Below are 22,807 nucleotides of genomic sequence, written 5' to 3'. Positions count from 1 at the left end.
CAGATCACTGTTGGGTTTTATACAAAATATTATATTTTATTTAATGTTTTAAATCTTCTAATTCCTTCGGATCATGCTTATACTTAAATAAGAATACAAATAAAATCAAAATAACAAATGCATATCCCGCAAATGAAAACCAAACGTTAGTCCAATGAACTACATTACCTGTAGTAAAATATCTAACTGTTCTTCCTGCAAACTCACCACCTAATATAGCGCCAATTCCATTTGTCATTAACATAAATAATCCTTGAGCACTTGATCTAATTTTACTATCTGTTTCTCTTTCAACAAATAAAGAACCTGAAATATTAAAGAAATCAAAAGCCATTCCGTATACAATCATAGATAAAATTAGGAAAATTACTCCCGATCCAGGATTTCCGATTCCAAACAATGCAAAACGTAAAACCCAAGCAATCATACTAAATACCATTACTTGTTTTATACCAAATCTTTTTAGAAAAAATGGAATAGTTAAAATGAAAAGGGTTTCAGAAATTTGAGATAATGAAATTATAAAAACAGAATGTTCTACTCCAAATGTACCATGATATTCAGGGTTAGAACCAAAGCTTCTAATAAATGTATCACCAAACATATTTGTAACTTGTAATGCTGCACCTAATAACATTGCAAAAACAAAAAAAACTGCCATCTTTTTTTGCTTAAATAATACAAAACTATCTAATCCAAATTTACTTGACAAAGATTGGTTTACGTTTTTATTTTCAGCTGGAACATCCGGCATTGTAAACGAAAACAAACCAGTAACAATCATAGCAACTGAAGCAAAAATAAACTGATTTGTATTTGATTTCCAATCTGTCAAATCGGTAATCCACATTGCAATTATAAAGCCTACTGTACCCCAAACACGAATTGGTGTAAATGCTTTTTGAACATCAAATTTAAATTTATTCAATACTGCATAACTAACAGAATTATTTAAAGCGATAGTTGGCATATAAAAACAGCTGGTTGCAAAAATAACCCAATACATTTCTTGAGAATTATTTGCTTTAGTTGCAAAAAAAATGGCAATCCCGGCAATTATATGCGAAACTCCCAAAACTTTTTGTGCACTGAAATATTTATCTGCAATGATACCAAGTAAAGCCGGCATGAACAAACTTGCCCAACCCATAGAACCATAAGTTCTTCCTATTGACAAACCAACACTTCCGCCTTCAATTGGGCCAAAAACCTGCCCCATATATCCTCCTAATGAAATCAGCCAAACTCCCCAAACAAAAAATTGGAGAAAATTCATAATAGTCAGTCTTAATTTAATTCCCATATAATGAAATTGTCTTTTTAGTAAAAATGAAGTCGTAAAACTACCATTTAAAATAATATCTACAAAAAATTAATCTATTTTAACAACATCATTTACTAATTCTAAAACAGCTGCAAATTGTTCTTCTTTATTTAAGTACGAATTATCGATCTCAATAGCGTCATCTGCAATTACAAGTGGAGAATCTTCACGGTGTGTATCGATATAATCTCTCTCCATAACATTTTTTAAAACATCTTCGTAAGAGACATTATCACCTTTTTGCTGTAATTCATCAAAACGTCTCTGCGCACGGGTTTCGGCGCTGGCAGTCATAAATATTTTAAGTTCGGCATTGGGAAAAACTACCGTTCCAATATCTCTGCCGTCCATTACAATAGCCTTATTTGTTCCCATTTCCTGCTGCTGTTCCACTAATTTTGCACGCACTTCAGAAATTTCGGCTACTTTGCTCACAAAATTAGAAACTTCAATAGTTCTAATTTGTTTTTCAACGTTTTCACCATTCAAATACATTTCGGCAAAACCTAAATCAGCATTAAATCTAAACTCTAACTGAATGTTTGGTAACGCCTGAATCAAAGTTTCTTTATCAAAAAAATCAGCTCCAATAAACTTGTTCTGCATAGCAAAATATGCCACGGCGCGATACATTGCTCCAGTATCGACATATACATATTCAAGTTCTTTTGCCAATTGTTTTGCCAAAGTGCTTTTCCCTGTTGATGAAAACCCGTCGATAGCAATTGTAATTTTTTTCAATTTTTTATGTTTTAATTTTTATTCTCTAAATAATACGATATGTGACTATCAAACAGTCAAAAAATACAACTGCAAATGTAACATCTTTCTCTGTAAGTTGAATGTTTCAAATAGCAATAACAATATCAAATTGTAACGTTTTCAATATCTGTATCTTGTTCAAAAAAAAAAACTATTATTAAAGAAAGTTATTCAGCTTTCTGTAATAATAGTATATTGATGAGATGCTTATAAATAATATATTTTAATAATAAATATCTAAAAGAATATTCGATTTAGAACTATCAATTATCTTTTCTATTCGTTTAAAAAATTGTTCGCTAACCATTGGGCATCCTTTACTGCGGCTGATGTAATAGTTTTGTTCTTCGGCAGGAACTGCAGAATAAGAGTGTAATACTATTGCTCTTTTTAAAGCATTATTATTAGATTCATCTAAACCCATTAATCGATATGCTTTCCCAAAGATGCCTTTGTAATTTTTACCTATTACATATCTGCCAAGCGCTGTGCAATTCGAATTAGGCTCATTACTAAATTTAAGCATTCCGTTAATACCGGTTTCAGAGCCAGAACCATGTGCTACAAGACCCTGATCAATAATTTCATTTTTCTCTAAATCGTAAACAAAAAAACGATTTTTTCCTGAAGGTACTTTCATATCAACCAAAAATGCAATTTTAGTATTGTATTTATGATCGATTTTCATCATGTCTCTAATTTCATCTACCCTGTTGTTAATTCTTTCGATTTCCACACTGGTAATAGAAGCTTCTTCTTTGAAGTAGTGTTTTGATCCCGTGAAAACGCCTACAGTCATAAACAAAAGTAAACTGAATAATTTCATATAAATTACTGGAGATTTAGAATTAAACCAAAAAGACTTGTATTTCCTGCCAATGTATATCTAGAGTACGAATAGTTGAACTTTAACTTATTTATCTTTAATCCAAAACCTAATGAAATTCCTGAAAAATTACGTTGATCTTCTACACGTAATTCTTCTCCTCTTCTAAAATTATAGCCTAAACGCAGGTTTACTGCTTTTTTAGGGAAGAGTTCAATACCAAAAATAACATGCCTCAAGGCATTATTTACAAATGAAACTTTCTCATTTGTTGTTGAACCATCAATATTGGTTTCTCCGCGAACGGGATTCGAAAAAGAAATATTCCATTGCTGCAAATTCTCTAAAGTAAGATGCCAGCGAATAGGAACATGTTCTAATTCCTGCGAAATTCCAGCAGTGATTTCAAACGGTAAATTTTCCTGTATTCCGGAATACGTTCTAAATTGTGTACCTATATTACGAAATACCAGCGCATAATTTAAATCATTTTTTTCATCAATATATAATAAACCTACATCTACTGCGCCTCCAATTGAATTATAACTTTCCAGTGTTGAAGTTATTAACTTCGCACTAGCTCCAATATGAAGATCTGTAAAAGGAACATTATAAGCATAACCAAATGACAATGCGCCTTCACTTCCTGTAAAATCTGATGTAGCCTGACCGTTTTCGTCGTAACCTTCAAAAGATCCGTAGTTTATGTAATTAACTCCGGCATAAAAAGTCTGCACATGGCGGTCATAAGTATAAGCATACGAAGCACTTCCGTATGAAGCTTCTCCGTAATAATTTCCATAATTCAAAGCTAAATGGTTATCCATATCTGCGTTTAAAACGGCTGGATTGGACATAGCCTGGTTAACATCTTCGTCATATATCGTAATCACTTTTCCACCCAGCGCTGCCTGACGCGGAGATGCTGTTAAATTTAGAAATTGATAGGTGTAACGCCCTCCAACCTGCCCGAACGAAACCGAACAAAGTAGTAACATTAAAAATAAAACATAGTGTTTTGGCATTTGTTTTTGTGGCGTTCCTATATGGGAATAACGCAAATACAAATATAAAATTATATAACGCCAAAAATAAAATTATAGCTTAAATAAATTCCAATAAAAAAATCCCAAATTCCAAACCTTGTGATAGTTTGAAATTTGGAATTTGGGTTTTAAAAAATTGGAATTTAAAACGTGAGTTTATTTCAACGTTTTAGCATTCTTTACATTTTGATCTGTTAAGGCTAAAGCCAGAACTTCACTCATTTCTTTTACATAATGAAAAGTAAGACCTTCTAAGTATTCAGCTTTAATTTCATCGATATCGCTTTTGTTTTCGTGACAAAGAATGATTTCTTTAATTCCTGCTCTTTTTGCTGCAAGGATTTTTTCTTTAATTCCGCCAACAGGCAAAACTTTTCCACGTAAAGTAATCTCTCCGGTCATAGCAAGACTTTTCTTCACCTTCTTTTGTGTCAATAATGAAACTAAAGAAGTAAGCATTGCAATACCTGCGCTTGGTCCGTCTTTTGGCGTTGCTCCTTCCGGAACGTGCAGGTGAATGTTATATTTTTGGAACAATTCAATTCCTAGACCTAACTTTTTAGCATTTGCTTTAATGTATTCTAAAGCAATTGTAGCCGATTCTTTCATTACATTTCCAAGGTTTCCGGTAATAGTTAAAGAACCTTTTCCTTCAGAAATTAATGACTCTATAAATAAGATATCTCCTCCAACACTTGTCCAGGCTAAACCTGTAACAACTCCGGCAACATCGTTATTTTCGTATTTATCACGCTCTAATCTAGGAACTCCTAAAACTTTTACGATATCTTCGTCAGTAACTTTTTTGTTGTACTCCTCTTCCATCGCAACGGCTTTTGCAGCATTACGAATTACCTGAGCAATTTTAGTTTCAAGATTACGAACTCCAGATTCTCTTGTATATCCTTCAACAATTTTTTCTAATTGTTTTTTTCCAATAGTCAAATCTTTGGCCGTTAATCCGTGTGCTTCTAATTGTTTTGGAAAAAGGTGTCTTTTCGCAATTTCTACTTTTTCTTCAATTGTATAACCTGACATCTTGATAACTTCCATTCTGTCACGTAAAGCAGGCTGAATTGTAGCCATATTATTTGATGTCGCAATAAACATTACTTTGGATAAATCAAATCCCATTTCAAGGAAATTATCATAAAAAGCATTGTTTTGCTCCGGATCTAAAACTTCTAATAATGCAGAAGATGGATCGCCGCTGTTTCCGTTTGATAATTTATCAATTTCATCTAAAATAAAAACCGGATTTGAAGTTCCTGCTTTCTTTAAACTTTGAATAATACGTCCCGGCATAGCTCCGATATACGTTTTTCTATGTCCGCGAATCTCCGCTTCATCACGTAATCCGCCTAAAGAAATACGAACGTATTCACGCCCTAATGCTTCGGCAACAGAACGCCCGATAGAAGTTTTACCAACTCCCGGAGGCCCTGTTAAACATATAATAGGTGATTTCATGTCATTTCGCAATTTTAAAACTGCCAAATGTTCAATCATTCTTTTCTTAACTTCATCAAGACCAAAGTGATCTTTATCTAATATTTTTTGAGCAAATTTTAAATCAAATTTATCTTTAGAATATTCGCCCCAAGGCAGTTCTAAAAACAACTCTAAATAATTACGCTGAATTCCAAAATCTGGCGACTGCGGATTCATTCTGCGCATTTTAGATAATTCTTTTTCGAAATGTTTCTGCGTTTTTTCGTCCCATTTTTTGGTTTTCGCTTTCAGTCCCATTTCGTCCATTTCCTCTTCCTGCGAAACACCGCCCAATTCTTCCTGAATGGTTTTCATTTGCTGGTGAAGGAAATATTCACGCTGCTGCTGATCTAAATCAAAACGAACTTTTGACTGAATGTCATTCTTTAATTCTAATTTTTGAAGTTCAACATTCATATAACGTAAAGTTTCTAAAGCACGCTCTTTTAAACCATTTATCGATAAAAGACCTTGTTTTTCTTTTACGGATAAATTCATGTTTGAAGAAACAAAATTGATCAAAAACGATTGACTTTCAATATTTTTAATGGCAAATGTTGCTTCAGATGGAATGTTTGGACTTTCTTTAATGATTTGGATTGCCAGTTCTTTTACAGAATCTAAAATAGCCGTAAATTCACTGTCATTTTCATCAGGACGTTCTTCTGACACTTCTTTAATAGTAGCCGTCATATAAGGATCTTCTGAAACAACTTCGTCAATTTCAAAACGTTTTTTTCCTTGTAAAATAACGGTCACATTTCCGTCAGGCATTTTTAAAACACGTAAAATACGCGCAACTGTTCCTATTTTATGAATATCGTCTTTTGACGGATCTTCGTCTTCTTCATTAATTTGAGAAACAACTCCAATAATTTTTCCGCCGGCATTGGCATCATTAATTAATTTGATTGATTTATCTCGTCCTGCAGAAATTGGAATCACAACTCCCGGGAATAAAACTGTATTTCGTAAAGGTAAAATTGGCAGAGAAACAGGAAGTTCTTCATTGTTCATTTCCTCTTCGTCCTCTGGAGTTAATAATGGAATTAATTCTGCTTCTGAATCAAATTCTTGTAGTGACAGATTGTCAATAGTGAGTATTTTATGATTTGACATAATAATATATAAGTCGTTTTGTCATTAAAAGTTTAATACTATTTGTAAACACGGCCTTAAAAGCTGCTGTTTCAATTAAGTGTTTCATTTACAAGATAGGCCATAAAAATAGACAATCATTATGCCAAATGCAAAATAGTGACGTTTGAAATTTAGTTTTAGCCCTTAATTTCATCTATTTCTAAAAAAATTAAAATTAATTTTATAAAAAGTGTAACATATTAAAAAAAGCAAAGTCATTATAAAAAACTAGCAACCATTACTTGAGTATAACAAATCAAAATATCGAAGAATTAATCGCGCTTTGTAAAAACAATAACCAAAAGGCTCAATTCGAAGTTTACAATCGTTATTGTAAAGCTATGTACAACGTGGCTTACAGGATTGTAAAAGACGAGCATTTTGCACAAGACGTCATGCAGGAAGGTTTTTTGAAAGCTTTTACAAAAATTAACGATTATAAGCAGGAAGTTGCGTTTGGTGCGTGGCTTAAAAAAATCATCATTAATTACAGTATTGATTTTTATAAGAAAAACAATGCTTTCCAGATGGAAGACCTGAATAAAACGCTTTTTAAAATAGAAGAAAATGATTCTATATTGTCTGAAAGTATTGACTTGAATTCACTTAAGGTGAAACAGGTTTTGGATACCATTTCGGGCCTGAAAGACAATTACAGAATGGTTTTGACGCTCTTTTATATAGAAGGCTACGATCAGGAAGAAATCTGCGAAATATTGAATATTAGCTACGCCAACTGCAGAACCACTTTAAGCCGCGCCAAAGAAAGTTTACGAAAAAAATTAGAGGAGATATGAAAAAGGAAAATGACGATTTAGATCAATTATTTAACAAGTTTGAAAATCAATGGGATATTCATGAAATGAATCCGGAGCATCAAATTGATTTTTTAGACAAATTGAATAACAAAAAGCCACGAAAAAAGAATTTTGCCGGCTGGGCCATTGCTGCATCAATTGCTGTGCTTTTGGGCGTGTCATTATTTTACAATAATAATGAAAAACCAAAGGAACTCAAATTTGCATCGCAGGAAACCAAACGTACGGATTCTATCTTTAATATTTTGATCGAGAATGAGCTAGTTAAATTAAAAGAAAAGAATTCACCGGAAAATGAACAGATTATAAATGATGCATTAAAACAAATGAAAGTGTTTGATGCTGATTATGAAAAAATCATTAAAGAGGTTCAGAAAAACGGGGAAAACAAACAAATTATTTACGCGATGATAAGCAACCTGCAAACGAGAATTTCCTTTTTGCAGACGGTTTTAAAGCGAATTGAAGAAAACGAAAATTTAAAAAACACATCTAATGAAAAAACATTATAATTTACTAATCCTATTGCTGTTGATTCCTTTTTTAGGATTTTCAAATGATGATACTTTTATTACCAAAGAAAAAAGTATCAAAAAAACCTATATCGTCAACTCTAATGCAGGAATTGATATTGATAACAAATATGGAAACATCACAGTATCTACCTGGGATGAAGATAAAATTGATCTTGACATTACCATTAAAGTTAACGGTACAAACGAAAACTGGGTAAACGAAAAACTAAACAGTATTGACATTGAAATTACAGCGCTGAAAAGCTTAGTAACTGCGATAACTAATATTGGAAACTCGACTTTTAAAAGTAAAGGAAGCAATAACAGTTTTGAAATTAATTATGTTATTAAAATTCCTAAAAATGGTTCTGTAAAACTGGTTAATAAATATGGAAACATTACAACGCTCAATTTAGAATCGACAACGGATATTAGCTGTAAATACGGAAAAACGATATTAGGAAGATTAAACGGTTCAAGCAACCGAATTGAAATTGCGTACTGTCAAAATTCAAGTATCGAGTATATTAAAAACGGAAATATTGATGCCAGATATTCGGGTCTAAAAATTAATGATTCGGGAAATCTTAACCTTGATGCCAATTATACCGATGTTACCTTAAATGATGGTCAGAATATTAAATACAGCTGTAATTACGGGACTTTTAAATTTCAAAAAATCAATTCATTATCAGGTTCCGGGAATTATTTAACCATTTCGATTGGAGAAATTTCAAGCAGTTTTAATTTTGATACCAATTACAGCAAAATCAGTGTGAAAAACATTAATGAAAAAGCGGGAAATGTGAGCATAAATTCAGGATATACTGATGTTTCACTTGGTTTTGATCCCAACTATGCCTTTGATTTTGATATATCTGGACGATACAGTAATATTAAACCTGACAGTGCTTTAGATATTTCGGTTTCTGAAATTAAAAGCAATACCAAAAGAATAAGCGGCTTTTACAAGAAAAAAGGACAAAATAAAATCAACATCACTACAAATTACGGCAGCGTGTCAGTATTAAAAAATTAATCATCTAAAAAAATCAAGACTATGAAAAAATCAATTCTATTATTTGTTTGTGCAGTATTTCTTTTGAGTTTTAATGCAAACGCTCAAAATAAAATTAAAGGAAACGGTAAAGTTGTAACTGAAACCAGAACTACAGGAGATTATGACGGTATTAAAATTTCAGGCTTTTTTGATGTAAACCTTGTGGCCGGAAAAGAAGGAAAAATTACGATTAAAGGAGAAGAAAACTTACTGTCATCCATTAAAGTTGAAGTAGAAGATAATACTTTAAAAATTTATATTGAATCATTCAAAAACATCCGACCAAGCAGCGGAAAAGACATACAAATCACCGTTCCGTTTGAAAAAATCTCTAATATAGCATTGTCAGGATCAGGAAATATTCAGTCTAAAGATGCCATTAAAAGCGACAAACTTCAAGCTAAACTATCTGGGTCAGGAAACTTTAATTTAGCAATTGATTCAAATGATTTTGAACTTAATTTAAGCGGTTCAGGAAATGTAAATTTAAAAGGAACTGCAGATAACTTTACAACAAAACTTTCAGGTTCCGGAGATATTGATGCGGGAAGTTTAAAATCTAAAAATGTAGATGTAAATGTTTCAGGTTCTGGAAATAGCAAAGTTACCTGCAATGAAAAATTAACTGCAAGAGTTTCAGGTTCTGGAAACATTAAATATGCAGGAAATCCTGAAAAACGCGATGTAAAAGTTTCTGGATCTGGAAACATTACTAAAGCTTAATTTTTATATAAAAGCTCAATAATAAATTTACTTTTATCATCAATCAAATAACAGAACAGCAGCTTCTTGTTTATTATTGAGCTTTTATTTCAATTTCTAATAAATTAGACTTAATCTTATAAAATAAAAAAGCCGGACAAATGATTTTAAAATCAATGTCCGGCTTTAAAATATATTATAAAGAGATTTTTAAACTGCCTTTTTTGGTACTCTTCTTAATAGAAAAATAGAAGTAACAAAGAATACTGCCAAAATAACAATTGCCGCACGCGGACTTCCTGTAATTTGATCGATAATTCCGTAAACACACATTCCTATTACAATTCCTATTTTTTCTGCAACGTCATAAAAGCTAAAAAATGAAGCTGTATCTTCTGTTTCTGGTAATAATTTTGAATACGTAGAACGGGATAAAGCCTGAATTCCGCCCATTACAAATCCGGCAACTGTAGCCATAACATAAAAATGCACTGGCAATGTGATGAAATAAGCCAAAGCACAAAATACTGCCCAAATTGCATTAATAAAAATCAATGTGGGAATATTTCCAAATTTTTCAGAAGCTCTTGAAGTTAAAACTGCACCAACAACAGCAACTAATTGAATTAGCAAAATACAAATAATTAAGCCTTTTTGGCTTTCTTCAGGCGATGACCATTGAATTTCCTGAGCCCCAAAGTAAGTTGCAACCAACATCACAGTCTGTACTGCCATACTAGAAACAAAAAAACCGCCTAAATAACGTTTTAAAGCAATAATATTCTGCAAAGAAGCCCAAACTTTTTTAAGTTCTTTAAATCCATTAAAGAAAACATCTTTAGTTAATTTTTGAGTTGTTTCTTTACTTCCTTTTGGCAAATAATAATACGTGTATTGGCTAAATAGAATCCACCAAACTCCTACCATTATAAAAGAATAACGCATTGCTTTCATAGCAGGTTCTGGACCGGAAATATTAAACCAGTCTGGTTTCATTATCATTGCTAAATTGATAATCAGCAAAATAACGCTTCCTATATATCCTAAAGAATATCCTTTTGCGCTAATTCTGTCCTGCTGTTCTTCAAAAGCAATATCCGGAAGATATGAATTATAGAAAACCAAACTTCCCCAATACCCTAATAATCCAAGAAAATAAAAAGCCAATCCAACATAAATATTTGCGAGATCAAACCAATACAATCCCATACACGAAAGCGCTCCTAAATAACAGAAAAACTTCATGAATGATTTTTTATTTCCTACATAATCAGCAATTCCTGATAATAATGGTGAAATAAAGGAAACAACTAAAAAGGCCGCAGCAGTTATAAAGCTAATTAATGCAGAATTTTTTAAATGAAGTCCGAAAACATCAATATAATGATCTCTCTCTGCAAATAAAGCTTCGTAAAAAATTGGAAATACTGCCGATGCAATTGTAAGTGTATAAACTGAATTTGCCCAATCATAAAATGCCCAGGCATTTAATAATTTCTTATCTCCTTTTTGTAGGTTTTTCATAGAAATGGTTTTGTTATTGCGCTACGAATTTATCCAATTTTTATGATAATCAAATATAAATTATCGAATTCATGCATTATTAAATTATAAAGAATTTAAAGCATAAAAAAAGTTGTCTTAAAAGTCAAAGGAAACTCTTTTACGATATATTATTTTGTTCATTCCGTTAGGAATGTTTCATTGGTAGAAAAAATAATGATCAGCTGTATATATGTTCCATTGGAACATTTGATTATTTGATTATTAAAAAATAATTTCAAAATCAAACGTTCCTACGGAACGTAAACAATGATAAAAATATATTTTTCTACCGATGAATGTTCCTATGGAACAGAGAAGTATATATAATAAAAAAGGCTGCTCCAACTTTTGAGCAGCCTATCTTTATATTTTTTGAAATAGTCTATTATTTAATTGTACCAACTTTAAGTGCAATCGCTTTAGCTTCGGGAATTAATGATTTTATATTGGCAATTCTCGTAGCATCAGACGGATGCGTGCTCATAAATTCCGGTGTTCCTGAACCTCCTGATTTAGCCGACATTCTGGTCCAGAACGCAACAGCATCATCTGGATTATATCCGGCAATAGCCATTAAAGTTAATCCTATTTTATCTGCTTCACTTTCGTTACTTCTGCTAAATGGCAGCATTACTCCTACTTCAGATCCAATTCCATAAGCTTGTGCAAAAATTTGCTGTGTTGCTTCAGATTTTCCGCTTGTTGCTGCTCCTAAAGCTGCTCCGCCTATTTGCTGTAATTGCGCCGCCGACATTCTTTGTGCTCCATGATTAGCTAAGGCGTGTGAAACTTCATGTCCCATTACGGTTGCTAAACCAGATTCGTTTTGTGTCACTGGTAATATTCCTGAATAAACTACAATTTTTCCTCCAGGTAAACACCAGGCATTGACTTCTTTATTATCAACAAGTTTGTATTCCCAGCGATAATCTTTTAGATATTGTGATTGTCCCAAATAGGCTAAATATTTTTCGGCTGCAGCTTTTATTTTAAATCCAACAGTTTCTACGCGTTTTGCGTCTGCAGTTCCTGTTATTACTTTATTTTCAGATAAAAACTGACTGTATTGCTGAAAAGAAGATGGAAATAATTCACTATTTGAAACAAAATTTAAATTTTGTTTTCCAGTTATAGGATTCGTTGCACAGCTGCATACTAAAACAACTGCAAAAAGGCCTGAAATTAAATGTTTTTTCATGATTTTAAAGATTTAAACACACACAAAAATACAATTAATATTACTTAAAATCTTACACAATTATTTCAATTGCTATCAGAATTTTACTTATTCACCTATAATATGAAGTTCATTAAATTCTTTATCAACCAGTAAGAAATTGTTTAATTCAAAGCCAATCTTATCAAATTCTATTTTTTCGTTGTCGATTTCAATCTCCGTTACTTTAAATGGAAGTCCAATTAAATTAATTTTATACTTGCTGTATGGCGTATCGTATTTTCCTTCTTTATGAAGCTGAATGATAAGTTCTTTTTCTTTTCCGATTGTTCTAAAAGACAAAAAGCTGTAACGACCTTTTTTATAATCATAACCGTCCTGAGCATCTTCATAAACTACAGACTTTTCTTTTCCGTTTTTAAAGTAAACATCCAGCGTTAACTCATCAAACTCCAGTTCGCCTACATATTGCTGCACCGGATATTTTGGGATAACAGCTCCTGCTTTTACAAAAACCGGAATTTCATCAAATTTGGTATCAATCCAGATTTCTTTTCCACCAACAAATAAATCATTTGTCCAGTAATTATACCACTCACCTCTTGGAATATACATACGTCTACCTACAGCATTAGGTTCAAGTATTGGACATACTAAAATTTGATTTCCAAAGATGAATTCATCATTACGATAATGCGTTTGTGTATCTTCCTGATCGTAATAAACCAAAGGTTTCAACATCGGAAGTCCTTCTTCAATATACTGCCAAAACATGGTATACAAATAAGGTAATAATTGATAACGAAGGCTGACAAATTTTCTCGTAATATTAATTACTTCTTCGTCAAAAGCCCAAGGTTCCTGATTTCCGTGATCTCCGGAAGAGTGCGTTCTACAAAATGGATGAAAAACACCTAACTGAATCCAGCGTGCATATAATTCACCTGTTGGCTGTTCTGCAAATCCGCCAATATCAGAACCTGTGAATCCCATTCCTGAAATTGACATTCTCTGCACCTGAATATTTGCAATCCACAAATGTTCCCAAGTTGCAACGTTATCTCCTGTCCAGGAAGATGTATAACGCTGTGCCCCAGAATAAGCAGATCTTGTAATGACAAATGGACGTTTTGGATAAGCAAATCGTTTCACACCATGATACGTTGCCCTTGCCATTTGTGTTCCATAAATATTATGGGCTTTTCTATGACTGCACGGATTTCCATCGTAAAAATGACGAACATCCATCGGGAACGTTTTATTTGGAACCTCCATTACAGCAGGTTCATTCATATCATTCCAAACTCCTTTTACGCCAATCTCAGAAACTAATTCTTTAAATAAACCAGCCCACCATTCTCTAACTGCAGGATTTGTATAATCTGGAAAATTACATTCTCCCGGCCAGACTTTTCCTTTCATATAAGGTCCATCGGCTCTTTTGCAGAAATAATCTTTTTCTAAGGCTTCTTTGTAAACCCAGTAATCTTTATCAATTTTAATTCCCGGATCGATGATTACAACAGTTTTAAAACCGTCTTCGGCTAATTCAGCGACCATTCTTTTTGGATCTGGAAAATAGTTTTTATTCCAGGTAAAACATCGAAAACCTTCCATATAATCAATGTCCAGATAAATGGCATCGCACGGAATTTTAAGTTCTCTAAATTTTGAAGTGATTTCTTTGACTTTACTTTCAGGATAATAACTCCATTTACATTGGTGATATCCTAAAACCCAAAGCGGCGGTAATTCCGGCTTTCCGGTTAAATCGGTATAAGTTGTTACAACATCCTGCATTTGAGGGCCGTAAATGAAATAATAATTCATTTCTCCTCCTTCTGCCCAATAACTCGTTACATTTCTTCTTTCCTGACAAAAATCAAAAAAAGTTCTAAAGGTATTATCAAAGAAAATACCGTAAGATTGTTTGTTATGTAAACCAATATAAAATGGAACTACTTTATAAAGAGGATCTTGTTCTTTTTGATAAGCGTATTGATCTGTAGCAAAATTTTCGACTCTTTTGCCCTTTAAATTCATTTGAGTCGCCTTATCTCCAAGACCGTAAAAACATTCACCGTCTTTAGAAGATTTACTCATTTTTACAATATTTCCGCCATATTCGTAGCTTTCTTCCCAATGAAAACCAAGTTCATCTTCTAAAATCAGGAAATCATTTAAATCGTAAATCCAAACACGAAGATCTGCCTTTTGAATTTTACATTTTACTTTACTGGTTCTGATCTGGAAATAGGTTTCTTCTTCAGTAAGTTCCAAAAAATTATAGCCATGAAGCTGACTTTTGTCAATTGCATACGAAAAATCATTGCTAAAATACCCTTTTGTAGTAAAGCGAAATCGAATTAAACTGTCTCTAAGAACAGTAACTTTTAAGATTACTTTATTATCTGTATTAAAAAATATAGAATCTCCTTCATGCTCGTACGAAACTATCTTTGATGGATATAAATCGCCTTTGTATTCTAATGATGTGTTTGTAATCATATCGCCAATGAATTAATTATAACAATAATCTCTATTTCAAACATACAAAAAAAGTTAGTAAAGGGCTATGAATAAAAGGTTTATTCACGAAAACGTTTTTTCTGTCTGAGAATTAAATTACATCTCAAAAAATCAACAATTCGATAATTTAAAAACGATAAAATGACAAAACAATACCGCTAAAAATATTTGTCAGATTTTATTTAAACGAAAGAATAAACTGTTACGCTTAATGGCGGCAAAATTAATTCGACAGAAAAATCCCTTCCATCATAAGGCGTTGATTCAATTTTTATTGATTTTCCGTTTCCAACACCACCGCCGCCATAAATTACAGCATCGCTATTAAAAATCTCTTCTAACTGACCTTTCTTCGGAATTCCAATTCTATAATTTTCTCGTACCACTTGCGTGAAATTACAGACTATAATTACATTTTCATCTGCATTATTTCCTTTTCGGATATAAGATAAAACCGCATTTTGATGATCTGAATAATTTATCCATTCAAAACCTTCTCCCGTAAATTGCTTTTCATACAATGCTGGACGAGATTTATACAATTGATTTAAATCTGTAATTAATCTTTTTATTCCCGAATGAAAATCATATTGCAGTAAATGCCAGTCTAAACTTTGTTCGAAATTCCATTCGCCGGTTTGACCAAATTCAGCTCCCTGAAATAATAATTTAGTTCCGGGATGCGTAAACATATATCCATATAATAATCTCAAATTGGCAAATCTCTGCCATTCGTCGCCCGGCATTTTATAAATAAGAGATTTTTTGCCGTAAACTACTTCATCATGAGAAAACGGAAGCATAAAGTTCTCCGTAAAAGCATACGTCATCGAAAATGTCAAATCATTTTGATGGTATTTTCGATATACCGTTTCTTTTTGAAAATATTTTAAAGTATCGTGCATCCAACCCATCATCCATTTCATTCCGAAACCTAAACCGCCCGTGAACGTAGGTCTTGAAACCATCGGGAACGAAGTACTTTCTTCTGCAATAGTTTGAACTCCATCAAAATTAGCATAGATAACTTCATTAAATTCTTTAAGAAAACTTATGCTGTCTAAATTTTCTCTTCCGCCAAAAATATTGGCTTCCCATTCGCCTTCTTTTCTGGAATAATCAAGATATAACATTGAAGCTACAGCGTCAACTCTTAATCCGTCAACGTGATAATTTTGAAGCCAAAACACAGCGTTACTAATTAAAAAAGCACGAACTTCATTTCTTCCGTAATTAAAAACCAAACTTTTCCAATCTGGATGATAGCCTTTTCTGCGATCCGGATGCTCGTATAAATGCGATCCGTCAAAATAGCCTAAACCATGTGCATCGTCTGGAAAATGTGACGGAACCCAATCTAAAATTACGCCAATTCCTTCCTGATGCAGTCTATCGACCAAAACCATAAAATCCTGCGGTTTCCCAAAACGTGAGGTCGGCGCAAAATATCCTGTTAACTGATAACCCCATGAAGGATCATAAGGATATTCCATAATAGGCATAAATTCTACGTGTGTAAAACCGGTTTCTTTAACGTATTTCACCAAATCATCTGCCAGTTCTAAATAACTTAAAAAGCGATTATGTTCTGCTCGTTTCCAGGAACCTAAATGAACTTCGTAAACAGAATAAGGTTTATCTAAAGCGTTTTTCTCTTTACGATTCTGCATCCAGTTTTCGTCTTTCCATTTATAATCTAAATCCCAGACTACAGAAGCAGTATGTGGCGGTTTTTCACAGTATAAAGCAAAAGGATCTGCTTTTTCAGTTATTATGCCGTCAATATTCGATTGGATTTTATATTTATAAAGAGCTCCTTTTGAAATATCTGGAATAAATCCTTCCCAAATCCCCGAAGAATCCCAGCGAACATTTAAAAGATGTTCTCCCTGATTCCAATAATTAAAATCGCCAACAACCGAAACAGAATGTGCTGTAGGTGCCCAAACGGCAAAGTAAACACCTTTAACTCCATTAACTTCAATTAAATGCGCTCCTAATTTTTCATATAATTTGAAGTGTTTTCCCGCTTTGAATAAATCTATATCAAAATCAGTAAATAGAGAATGTGTGATTACTTTAGTCATATTTGGTTTTTAAGGCAATAATTTAAAAATTGGAATTTGGATTTTTTTTATTAAAATTTTTCAAATTTTATTCAATTCTGAAATTATCCGATAATGTAACTCCTTTTTTAATCACAACAATTCCGTCTTTTATGCTATACAATTCATTGGTAAAATTATCCAAATGTTTTCCTCCGTTGATATGAACGTTATTTCCAATTCGAACATTTTTATCAACCAAGGCATTTTTAATAAAACAATTTTCACCAATACCAACATGAATTTTATTGATACTGCTTTCATGATTCATTTCGTCAAGATCCTGATAAAAATCGTTCCCCATAACATAACAGTTTTCTAATACGGTTCCTACGCCCACTCTTGAACGAATTCCAATCACCGAACTTTTAATTTCTTTTGCATTAATGATACAGCCTTCAGAAATTAAAGATTGATTAATAATTGAATTTCTAAATTTTGATGGCGGTAATAATCTTGGTCTTGTAAAGATTTTGTTTTCGTTATCAAACAAATTAAACTCCGGAATATCAGCCGTTAAACCAATATTGGCTTCAAAAAATGACTCGATGTTTCCGATATCTGTCCAATATCCTTCATATTGATAACTTAGAATTTTATGTTTTCCAACAGCTTGCGGAATGATTTCTTTTCCGAAATCTTTTGTTTCCTGATTCGCCATTAATTCTTCTAACAATGGTTTATTAAAAATATAAATTCCCATTGAAGCAAGGTACTTTTTACCTTTTTCCTGCATATGTTCACTCACTTCAGATTCCCATTCAGGCAATAATGAAGCGTTTGGTTTTTCGATAAAAGCATGAATATTATTTTCATGATCGGTTTTAAGAATTCCGAATTCTGGTGCATCTTTAGCATTTACCGGCAAAGTTGCAATCGAAATTTCAGCGTCAGCAGCAATGTGTGCTTCAAGCATTTCGTTAAAATCCATTTGATACAATTGATCGCCCGAAAGAATTAAAGCGTGATCAAAATCGTGTTTTAAAAAGTGCGACATACATTGTCTAACAGCGTCTGCCGTTCCCTGAAACCAGGTTGGATTATCCGGTGTTTGCTCTGCCGCCAAAATATCAACAAATGACTGACTGAAAATACTAAAATTGAAAGTGTTTTTGATATGTGCATTTAAAGATGCGGAGTTAAACTGTGTCAAAACAAATATTTTAAAAATATCAGAATTGATACAATTAGAAATTGGAATATCGACCAAACGATATTTTCCTCCAATTGGAACAGCCGGTTTTGATCTCGTTTCTGTTAATGGAAACAAACGTGATCCTTGTCCTCCTCCTAAAATAATAGCAACTACATTTTTCTTTTTAAATTTCATTTTTCTCAATTATTAGGTTGTATATCTCGATATATTCTTGGCAAACACTTTCCCAGGAATGGTCTGCAGCCATTCCTCTTCGTAAAACGGTATTAAAATTTATTTTGTCATCGTACAATTTAACCGCACGATTTATAGAATAACAAATATCTCCAACCGAAGCCTGATCATGACAGATTCCGTTTCCTTCATCTCCAAAATCAATAACAGTATCACGCAAGCCACCGGTTCTCCTGACAATTGGAATTGTTCCATAACGCATGGCATACATTTGGTTTAAACCACAAGGTTCTACTCGTGAAGGCATTAAAATATAATCTGAACCTGCGTAAATCAAATGCGCTAATTCTTCATTATAACCAATAAAAACATTGTAATTTCCTTTATAATCATTACGCAATTGGGTTAACTGCGATTCAATTTCAGCATTTCCCGAACCTAAAATTAAAATATTGATCTCTTCAAAATGTTCCGATAATGCAAGTGCCGAAGCCTGAGGTAGTAAATCTCCTCCCTTTTCTTCAAACAAACGCCCTATAAAACTAAATAATGGCTTTGAAGGATCTAAATCAAATTGGTCGCATAATTTTTCTTTATTTTTCTGTTTTCCAATTTCAAAGTTTTCTATCGAATAATTTTCAGCAATCATTTGATCTTTTAACGGATTCCAGACTTCGATGTCAATCCCGTTTAAAATTCCTTTAGATTTATTTCTAACAGATTGAAACAAGGATTCTAAACCATTTGCGCTATAATTAATTTCATTTAAATAGCTCGGAGAAACTGTTGTAACGGCGTTCGCACATTTTACAGCAACTGCCAATGAATTAATCGAATTACTCCATTCTAAAAATCCCACATGTCTTAAATCGAATTCTGGCAGATAATACAATTTATCAAAACCAAACCAGCCCTGATATAAGCCATTATGAATTGTTATAACCGTTTTTACATCTTTCAGTACTTCATATTTATAAGCAAATTGCAGCAGAAACGGAATTAATCCGGTATGATGATCGTGACAATTAATTATATCCGGAATTTTATTTCGGGCGATAATCCAATCTAAAACTGCAATTTGAAAAGATAAGAAACGTTCAATATCGTCTTCATAACCATATACATTCGGACGATTAAATAATTCATTAATTTCAATGAGATATAATTCGTAGCCTAATTTATCTGTGTTTTCTTTTAAAACACTAAAAGGGAAATTGAAATTTCCTAATTTAACTGTTCCCCAATGTACACAGTCAAAATTATTTTCATTTCTAAATTTTGTATCATAAGCTGGAACAACAACTCTAACATCGTGTCCTGCGTTCTCTTGGTACTTTGGTAAAGCACCAACTACATCAGCCAAACCGCCGACTTTTGCCATTGGATAACATTCTGCACTAATATGAAATATCTCCATTTCAGAAATTAATTTGTGGTTATTTTTAAAGAAACAATCATTAATATGCTATTTTTATCTTTTTTTAAATTTAGCAAAAAAATAGGCAAAGTACTGCCTTTAAATCAGATTTATTGAAATGGCAAAAAAGGCAATTAATCCTACTAAATCATTAAAAATTCCACAGATAATTATACTATCTGCCAAAATTTGCGCATTTGTATCCACCAAACTAGCAACTAAATTTGCAGCGCGACTGTTTACAACGCCTATAAAACATAAGGTTCCCAAACGTGAACTTGAAATGGACAACAAAAGCATTCAAAAAATTGTTCATGTTCCAACCATAAATAAAAATGTTGTAACTTATCAATATGGCCAAAGTGAGCGTAAAGTTTTACTTATTCATGGCTGGTCAGGCAGAGGAACCCAATTATTTAAAATAGCCGATGAACTTTTGCAAAATGATTTTTCTACAGTAAGTTTTGATGCGCCTGCACATGGAAAATCTGAAGGAAAAACAACGATTATGTCTGAGTTTATTGCTTCTATTCTGGAAATCGAAAAACAATTTGGTCCTTTTGAATTTGCAATTGGACATTCATTAGGTGGAATGTCGGTATTAAATGCAATTAAAGATGGTTTACAAGTAAACAAAGCTGTAATAATTGGAAGCGGAGATATTGTACAGGATATTTTAGATGATTTTATTTTAAAATTGAAGCTAAAAAAAGAATTTAGTGATCGCTTAAGGCTGTTTTTTGAAGATAAATATCAATTAAAAATGGATGATTTTTCGGCATATAAAGCTACACAAAAAATCAAAATTCCTGTGCTGGTAATTCATGATAACGATGATCCGGAAGTTCCTGTAAAAGCCGGAATTCATATTCATGAAAATCTTCAAAACGGAACTTTATTTTTAACCGATGGATTAGGCCACCGAAAAATACTTGGGAATCAAACTGTTATTAAAAAAACTTTAGAATTCATTAAAAATAGTTAACTTTATACATAACTATTTAAATATCAATCGCTAAAGAAAAACAAAAATGGATTTATTTGGAGAAACAATAGATTGGGAAACTCAATTAAAACCCATTTTAAAAAAATATAAAGGCAAAAAACATCCTTTAGATTATCAAAACACTTACCAACTTTTGGTTATGGTTGTTTTATCTGCTCAGGATTCTGATGCTAATATTAATAACATTTCTCCAGCTTTATTTGAAAAATATCCAACTCTTACAAGTTTATCAAAAACTGATTTCGAAACTTTTATTCCTTACATAAGTAAGGTTCGTAATCACGCGACCAAAGCCAATTGGCTTTTGGAAATTGCAAAAACAATTAAAAATGACAAGGATATTCCTTTAACGATGTCTGAATTGACTGCTTTAAAAGGCATTGGAAGAAAATCTGCAAATGTGATCTTAAGAGAAACCAATAAACCGCCAGAAGGAATTATTGCTGATTTACATGTTATAAGAGTTGCTCCCAGAATTGGTATAATAAAAGAGGCAAAAGACGGAATTAAAGCAGAAAAAGAATTAATGGAAGTTTTACCAAAAAATATATGGTCAGAAATTGGAATGGCAATTTCTTTTTTAGGACGGGAAATCTGCAGACCAAAACCTAAATGTGAAGAATGCCTTTTAACAGATATCTGTCTATATTACAACACTGTAGTTCTTAAAAATTAGATTATTTTCTACGTGTATCAATTAAGTAAATGATTTTCCAGGAATCTTTTTCTTTAAACAATGTGAAAGTATTTACTCCGGTATGGCTCAATTTATCGTTTAAATAAAACTCATATGGTGCCCAAACATGAGCCATAGTTCCATCAATTTGAATATTATAACTCAATATTTTCTCCTGAAATTTCATAGTAGACGGAATCGTGGCAATAGATTTATAGAATTCAGCTGCACTTTCATTAGATAATTTGTTTCCCTTTACAGAGCTTTCACTAATAGATTGCAAAATCATTTTATCAGCACAAACAGTTTTTATTTTCACCGAATCTTTTTGATGAAATCCTTCAAAGAATATTTCAATAGCTTTTTGAACTTCTTGCTTCTGTGCATTGGATGATAATCCTAAAAACAGAAAAAATAGAATAAAATAAACTCTCATATTGTAAATTTAAATTAAACGTTAAACTGTGATAAATGATGATCTAAATGTTTCGCAAACATATTATTCCATTCTTTTGTAGTTAATTTTCCTAAAGAAAGAGATTCTTTTCCCTCAAATTCATTTTCACCTAATTCCTGTGTTTTTAGAATATAAGAGATCAATCTGCTTTTTTCCAGTTCAAAATCACGATCTCCGGCAATAATAAATTGTGGAGCTGTATGAAATATTTCTTGCATAAGGCTTTTCACTTACTATTGCATTTTTAGCTAATAACTTTAGAATTAATCTTACAAAGACATTTGGTTTAACATGAATATTGTCATAGACCATTTCATACGTTACATTGCAATGCGCCAGCATTTGATCAACAGACATTTTACTCCAAAGTGGTTGTGAATCTATTTCAAGTTGATTAATGCGGTTTATAAATTGATCACAGTCTTCTCTTTGAAAAATATTTTGCATAGTTTAATTATAAGGTAAAATATTAAAGTAAAAGTATAAAAATTACTATTAAAATTAGTTTTATGACAAAAAAAAACTTCAATTAGCAAAGCCAATTGAAGTTTTTAGTACTCAGAGCGGGACTTGAACCCGCACGAACATTGCTGTTCACTGGATTTTAAGTCCAGCGTGTCTACCAATTTCACCATCCGAGCATTATGTGGTACCTCCAGGGATCGAACCAGGGACACATGGATTTTCAGTCCATTGCTCTACCATCTGAGCTAAGGTACCTTATTTACTTAAAACAAATAAGTAAAAGTTAGAATAAAAAACCCTGTTTCTTGGAAACAGGGTTTTCAAAAGAAAGGCGACGACATACTCTCCCACAATACTGCAGTACCATCTGCGCAGGCGGGCTTAACTACTCTGTTCGGGATGGGAAGAGGTGAGCC

General features: G+C 32.5%; 19 protein-coding genes, 2 tRNA genes and 1 rRNA gene. 6 read left to right on the top strand and 16 right to left on the bottom strand.

The window, feature by feature from the left end; translation table 11 throughout:
- Positions 1 to 40 precede the first annotated feature (40 nt).
- From FLAPXU55_RS23210 to lon, 5 genes are all read right to left on the bottom strand, one after another.
- Positions 41 to 1,303, bottom strand: a complete 1,263-nt coding sequence (locus FLAPXU55_RS23210; RefSeq protein ID WP_180861722.1) for a nucleoside permease — start codon at positions 1,301 to 1,303, stop codon at positions 41 to 43.
- A gap of 69 nt (positions 1,304 to 1,372) precedes the next feature.
- Positions 1,373 to 2,065, bottom strand: a complete 693-nt coding sequence (gene cmk, locus FLAPXU55_RS23205; protein WP_180861720.1) for a (d)CMP kinase — start codon at positions 2,063 to 2,065, stop codon at positions 1,373 to 1,375.
- 244 nt (positions 2,066 to 2,309) lie between these two features.
- On the bottom strand, positions 2,310 to 2,912 hold the full coding sequence (locus FLAPXU55_RS23200; protein WP_180861718.1) for a murein L,D-transpeptidase catalytic domain-containing protein: 603 nt from the start codon (positions 2,910 to 2,912) through the stop codon (positions 2,310 to 2,312).
- A gap of 5 nt (positions 2,913 to 2,917) precedes the next feature.
- Positions 2,918 to 3,937, bottom strand: coding sequence for a type IX secretion system protein PorQ (gene porQ / locus FLAPXU55_RS23195; protein WP_180861716.1), 1,020 nt, complete (start codon positions 3,935 to 3,937; stop codon positions 2,918 to 2,920).
- A gap of 177 nt (positions 3,938 to 4,114) precedes the next feature.
- Positions 4,115 to 6,568, bottom strand: coding sequence for an endopeptidase La (lon, locus tag FLAPXU55_RS23190; protein WP_180861714.1), 2,454 nt, complete (start codon positions 6,566 to 6,568; stop codon positions 4,115 to 4,117).
- A gap of 263 nt (positions 6,569 to 6,831) precedes the next feature.
- On the opposite strand from lon, the gene FLAPXU55_RS23185 reads away from it, so the two are divergent.
- From FLAPXU55_RS23185 to FLAPXU55_RS23170, 4 genes are read left to right on the top strand one after another with little or no spacing between them, the layout of a single operon-like run.
- Positions 6,832 to 7,386 (top strand): RNA polymerase sigma factor, encoded by a 555-nt coding sequence (locus tag FLAPXU55_RS23185; protein ID WP_053474199.1) that lies wholly within the window; start codon positions 6,832 to 6,834, stop codon positions 7,384 to 7,386.
- Complete coding sequence (locus FLAPXU55_RS23180) at positions 7,383 to 7,919, top strand: anti-sigma factor (protein WP_180861712.1); 537 nt, start codon at positions 7,383 to 7,385, stop codon at positions 7,917 to 7,919. The genes FLAPXU55_RS23185 and FLAPXU55_RS23180 overlap by 4 nt, the downstream gene beginning before the upstream one ends.
- On the top strand, positions 7,903 to 8,961 hold the full coding sequence (locus tag FLAPXU55_RS23175) for a DUF4097 family beta strand repeat-containing protein (RefSeq protein WP_180861710.1): 1,059 nt from the start codon (positions 7,903 to 7,905) through the stop codon (positions 8,959 to 8,961). Before FLAPXU55_RS23180 ends, FLAPXU55_RS23175 begins: the two co-directional genes overlap by 17 nt.
- Positions 8,962 to 8,982: 21 nt before the next feature.
- Positions 8,983 to 9,705, top strand: coding sequence for a head GIN domain-containing protein (locus tag FLAPXU55_RS23170; RefSeq protein WP_180861708.1), 723 nt, complete (start codon positions 8,983 to 8,985; stop codon positions 9,703 to 9,705).
- A gap of 189 nt (positions 9,706 to 9,894) precedes the next feature.
- Here FLAPXU55_RS23170 and FLAPXU55_RS23165 read toward each other — a convergent pair whose 3' ends face one another.
- From FLAPXU55_RS23165 to FLAPXU55_RS23140, 6 genes are all read right to left on the bottom strand, one after another.
- Positions 9,895 to 11,208 (bottom strand): MFS transporter, encoded by a 1,314-nt coding sequence (locus FLAPXU55_RS23165; protein ID WP_180861706.1) that lies wholly within the window; start codon positions 11,206 to 11,208, stop codon positions 9,895 to 9,897.
- 406 nt (positions 11,209 to 11,614) lie between these two features.
- Positions 11,615 to 12,427 (bottom strand): M48 family metallopeptidase, encoded by an 813-nt coding sequence (locus tag FLAPXU55_RS23160; protein ID WP_180861704.1) that lies wholly within the window; start codon positions 12,425 to 12,427, stop codon positions 11,615 to 11,617.
- A gap of 87 nt (positions 12,428 to 12,514) precedes the next feature.
- Positions 12,515 to 14,914: a glycoside hydrolase family 31 protein gene (locus FLAPXU55_RS23155; RefSeq protein WP_180861702.1), complete on the bottom strand. Its 2,400-nt coding sequence runs from the start codon at positions 14,912 to 14,914 to the stop codon at positions 12,515 to 12,517.
- 203 nt (positions 14,915 to 15,117) lie between these two features.
- A complete protein-coding gene (glgB, locus tag FLAPXU55_RS23150) occupies positions 15,118 to 17,022 on the bottom strand; it encodes a 1,4-alpha-glucan branching protein GlgB (RefSeq protein WP_180861700.1) in 1,905 nt (634 codons plus the stop codon).
- A 67-nt stretch (positions 17,023 to 17,089) separates the two neighbouring features.
- Positions 17,090 to 18,370: a glucose-1-phosphate adenylyltransferase gene (locus FLAPXU55_RS23145; protein WP_053474210.1), complete on the bottom strand. Its 1,281-nt coding sequence runs from the start codon at positions 18,368 to 18,370 to the stop codon at positions 17,090 to 17,092.
- Positions 18,360 to 19,787 carry a glycogen synthase gene (locus FLAPXU55_RS23140; protein WP_180861698.1) on the bottom strand — a complete coding sequence of 476 codons (1,428 nt, stop codon included), beginning with the start codon at positions 19,785 to 19,787 and terminating at the stop codon, positions 18,360 to 18,362. The genes FLAPXU55_RS23145 and FLAPXU55_RS23140 overlap by 11 nt, the downstream gene beginning before the upstream one ends.
- Positions 19,788 to 19,905: 118 nt before the next feature.
- Here FLAPXU55_RS23140 and FLAPXU55_RS23135 point away from each other — a divergent pair, with 118 nt between their 5' ends.
- Together FLAPXU55_RS23135 and FLAPXU55_RS23130 are read left to right on the top strand one after the other, a co-directional pair.
- Positions 19,906 to 20,772 (top strand): alpha/beta fold hydrolase, encoded by an 867-nt coding sequence (locus tag FLAPXU55_RS23135; protein WP_180861696.1) that lies wholly within the window; start codon positions 19,906 to 19,908, stop codon positions 20,770 to 20,772.
- A gap of 46 nt (positions 20,773 to 20,818) precedes the next feature.
- Entirely contained in the window at positions 20,819 to 21,469 is a 651-nt protein-coding gene (locus FLAPXU55_RS23130) for an endonuclease III domain-containing protein (RefSeq protein WP_180861694.1), read from the top strand.
- A gap of 1 nt (position 21,470) precedes the next feature.
- Here the strand turns inward: FLAPXU55_RS23130 and FLAPXU55_RS23125 are convergent, their stop codons facing one another.
- The 5 genes from FLAPXU55_RS23125 to rrf all read right to left on the bottom strand — a co-directional run.
- A complete protein-coding gene (locus FLAPXU55_RS23125) occupies positions 21,471 to 21,905 on the bottom strand; it encodes a nuclear transport factor 2 family protein (protein ID WP_180861692.1) in 435 nt (144 codons plus the stop codon).
- Positions 21,906 to 21,919: 14 nt separating this feature from the next.
- Positions 21,920 to 22,144: a hypothetical protein gene (locus tag FLAPXU55_RS24235; protein WP_317169664.1), complete on the bottom strand. Its 225-nt coding sequence runs from the start codon at positions 22,142 to 22,144 to the stop codon at positions 21,920 to 21,922.
- Positions 22,145 to 22,481: 337 nt separating this feature from the next.
- Positions 22,482 to 22,567: transfer RNA gene (locus FLAPXU55_RS23115), tRNA-Leu, on the bottom strand.
- A gap of 6 nt (positions 22,568 to 22,573) precedes the next feature.
- Positions 22,574 to 22,646 (bottom strand) — tRNA-Phe (locus FLAPXU55_RS23110).
- Positions 22,647 to 22,717: 71 nt separating this feature from the next.
- Positions 22,718 to 22,807, bottom strand: a 5S ribosomal RNA gene (gene rrf / locus FLAPXU55_RS23105); the annotation flags it as partial.

It is taken from the genome of Flavobacterium panici (assembly GCF_903819335.1).
Lineage (GTDB): Bacteria > Bacteroidota > Bacteroidia > Flavobacteriales > Flavobacteriaceae > Flavobacterium > Flavobacterium panici.
This window is presented reverse-complemented; position numbering and strand designations above follow the sequence as displayed.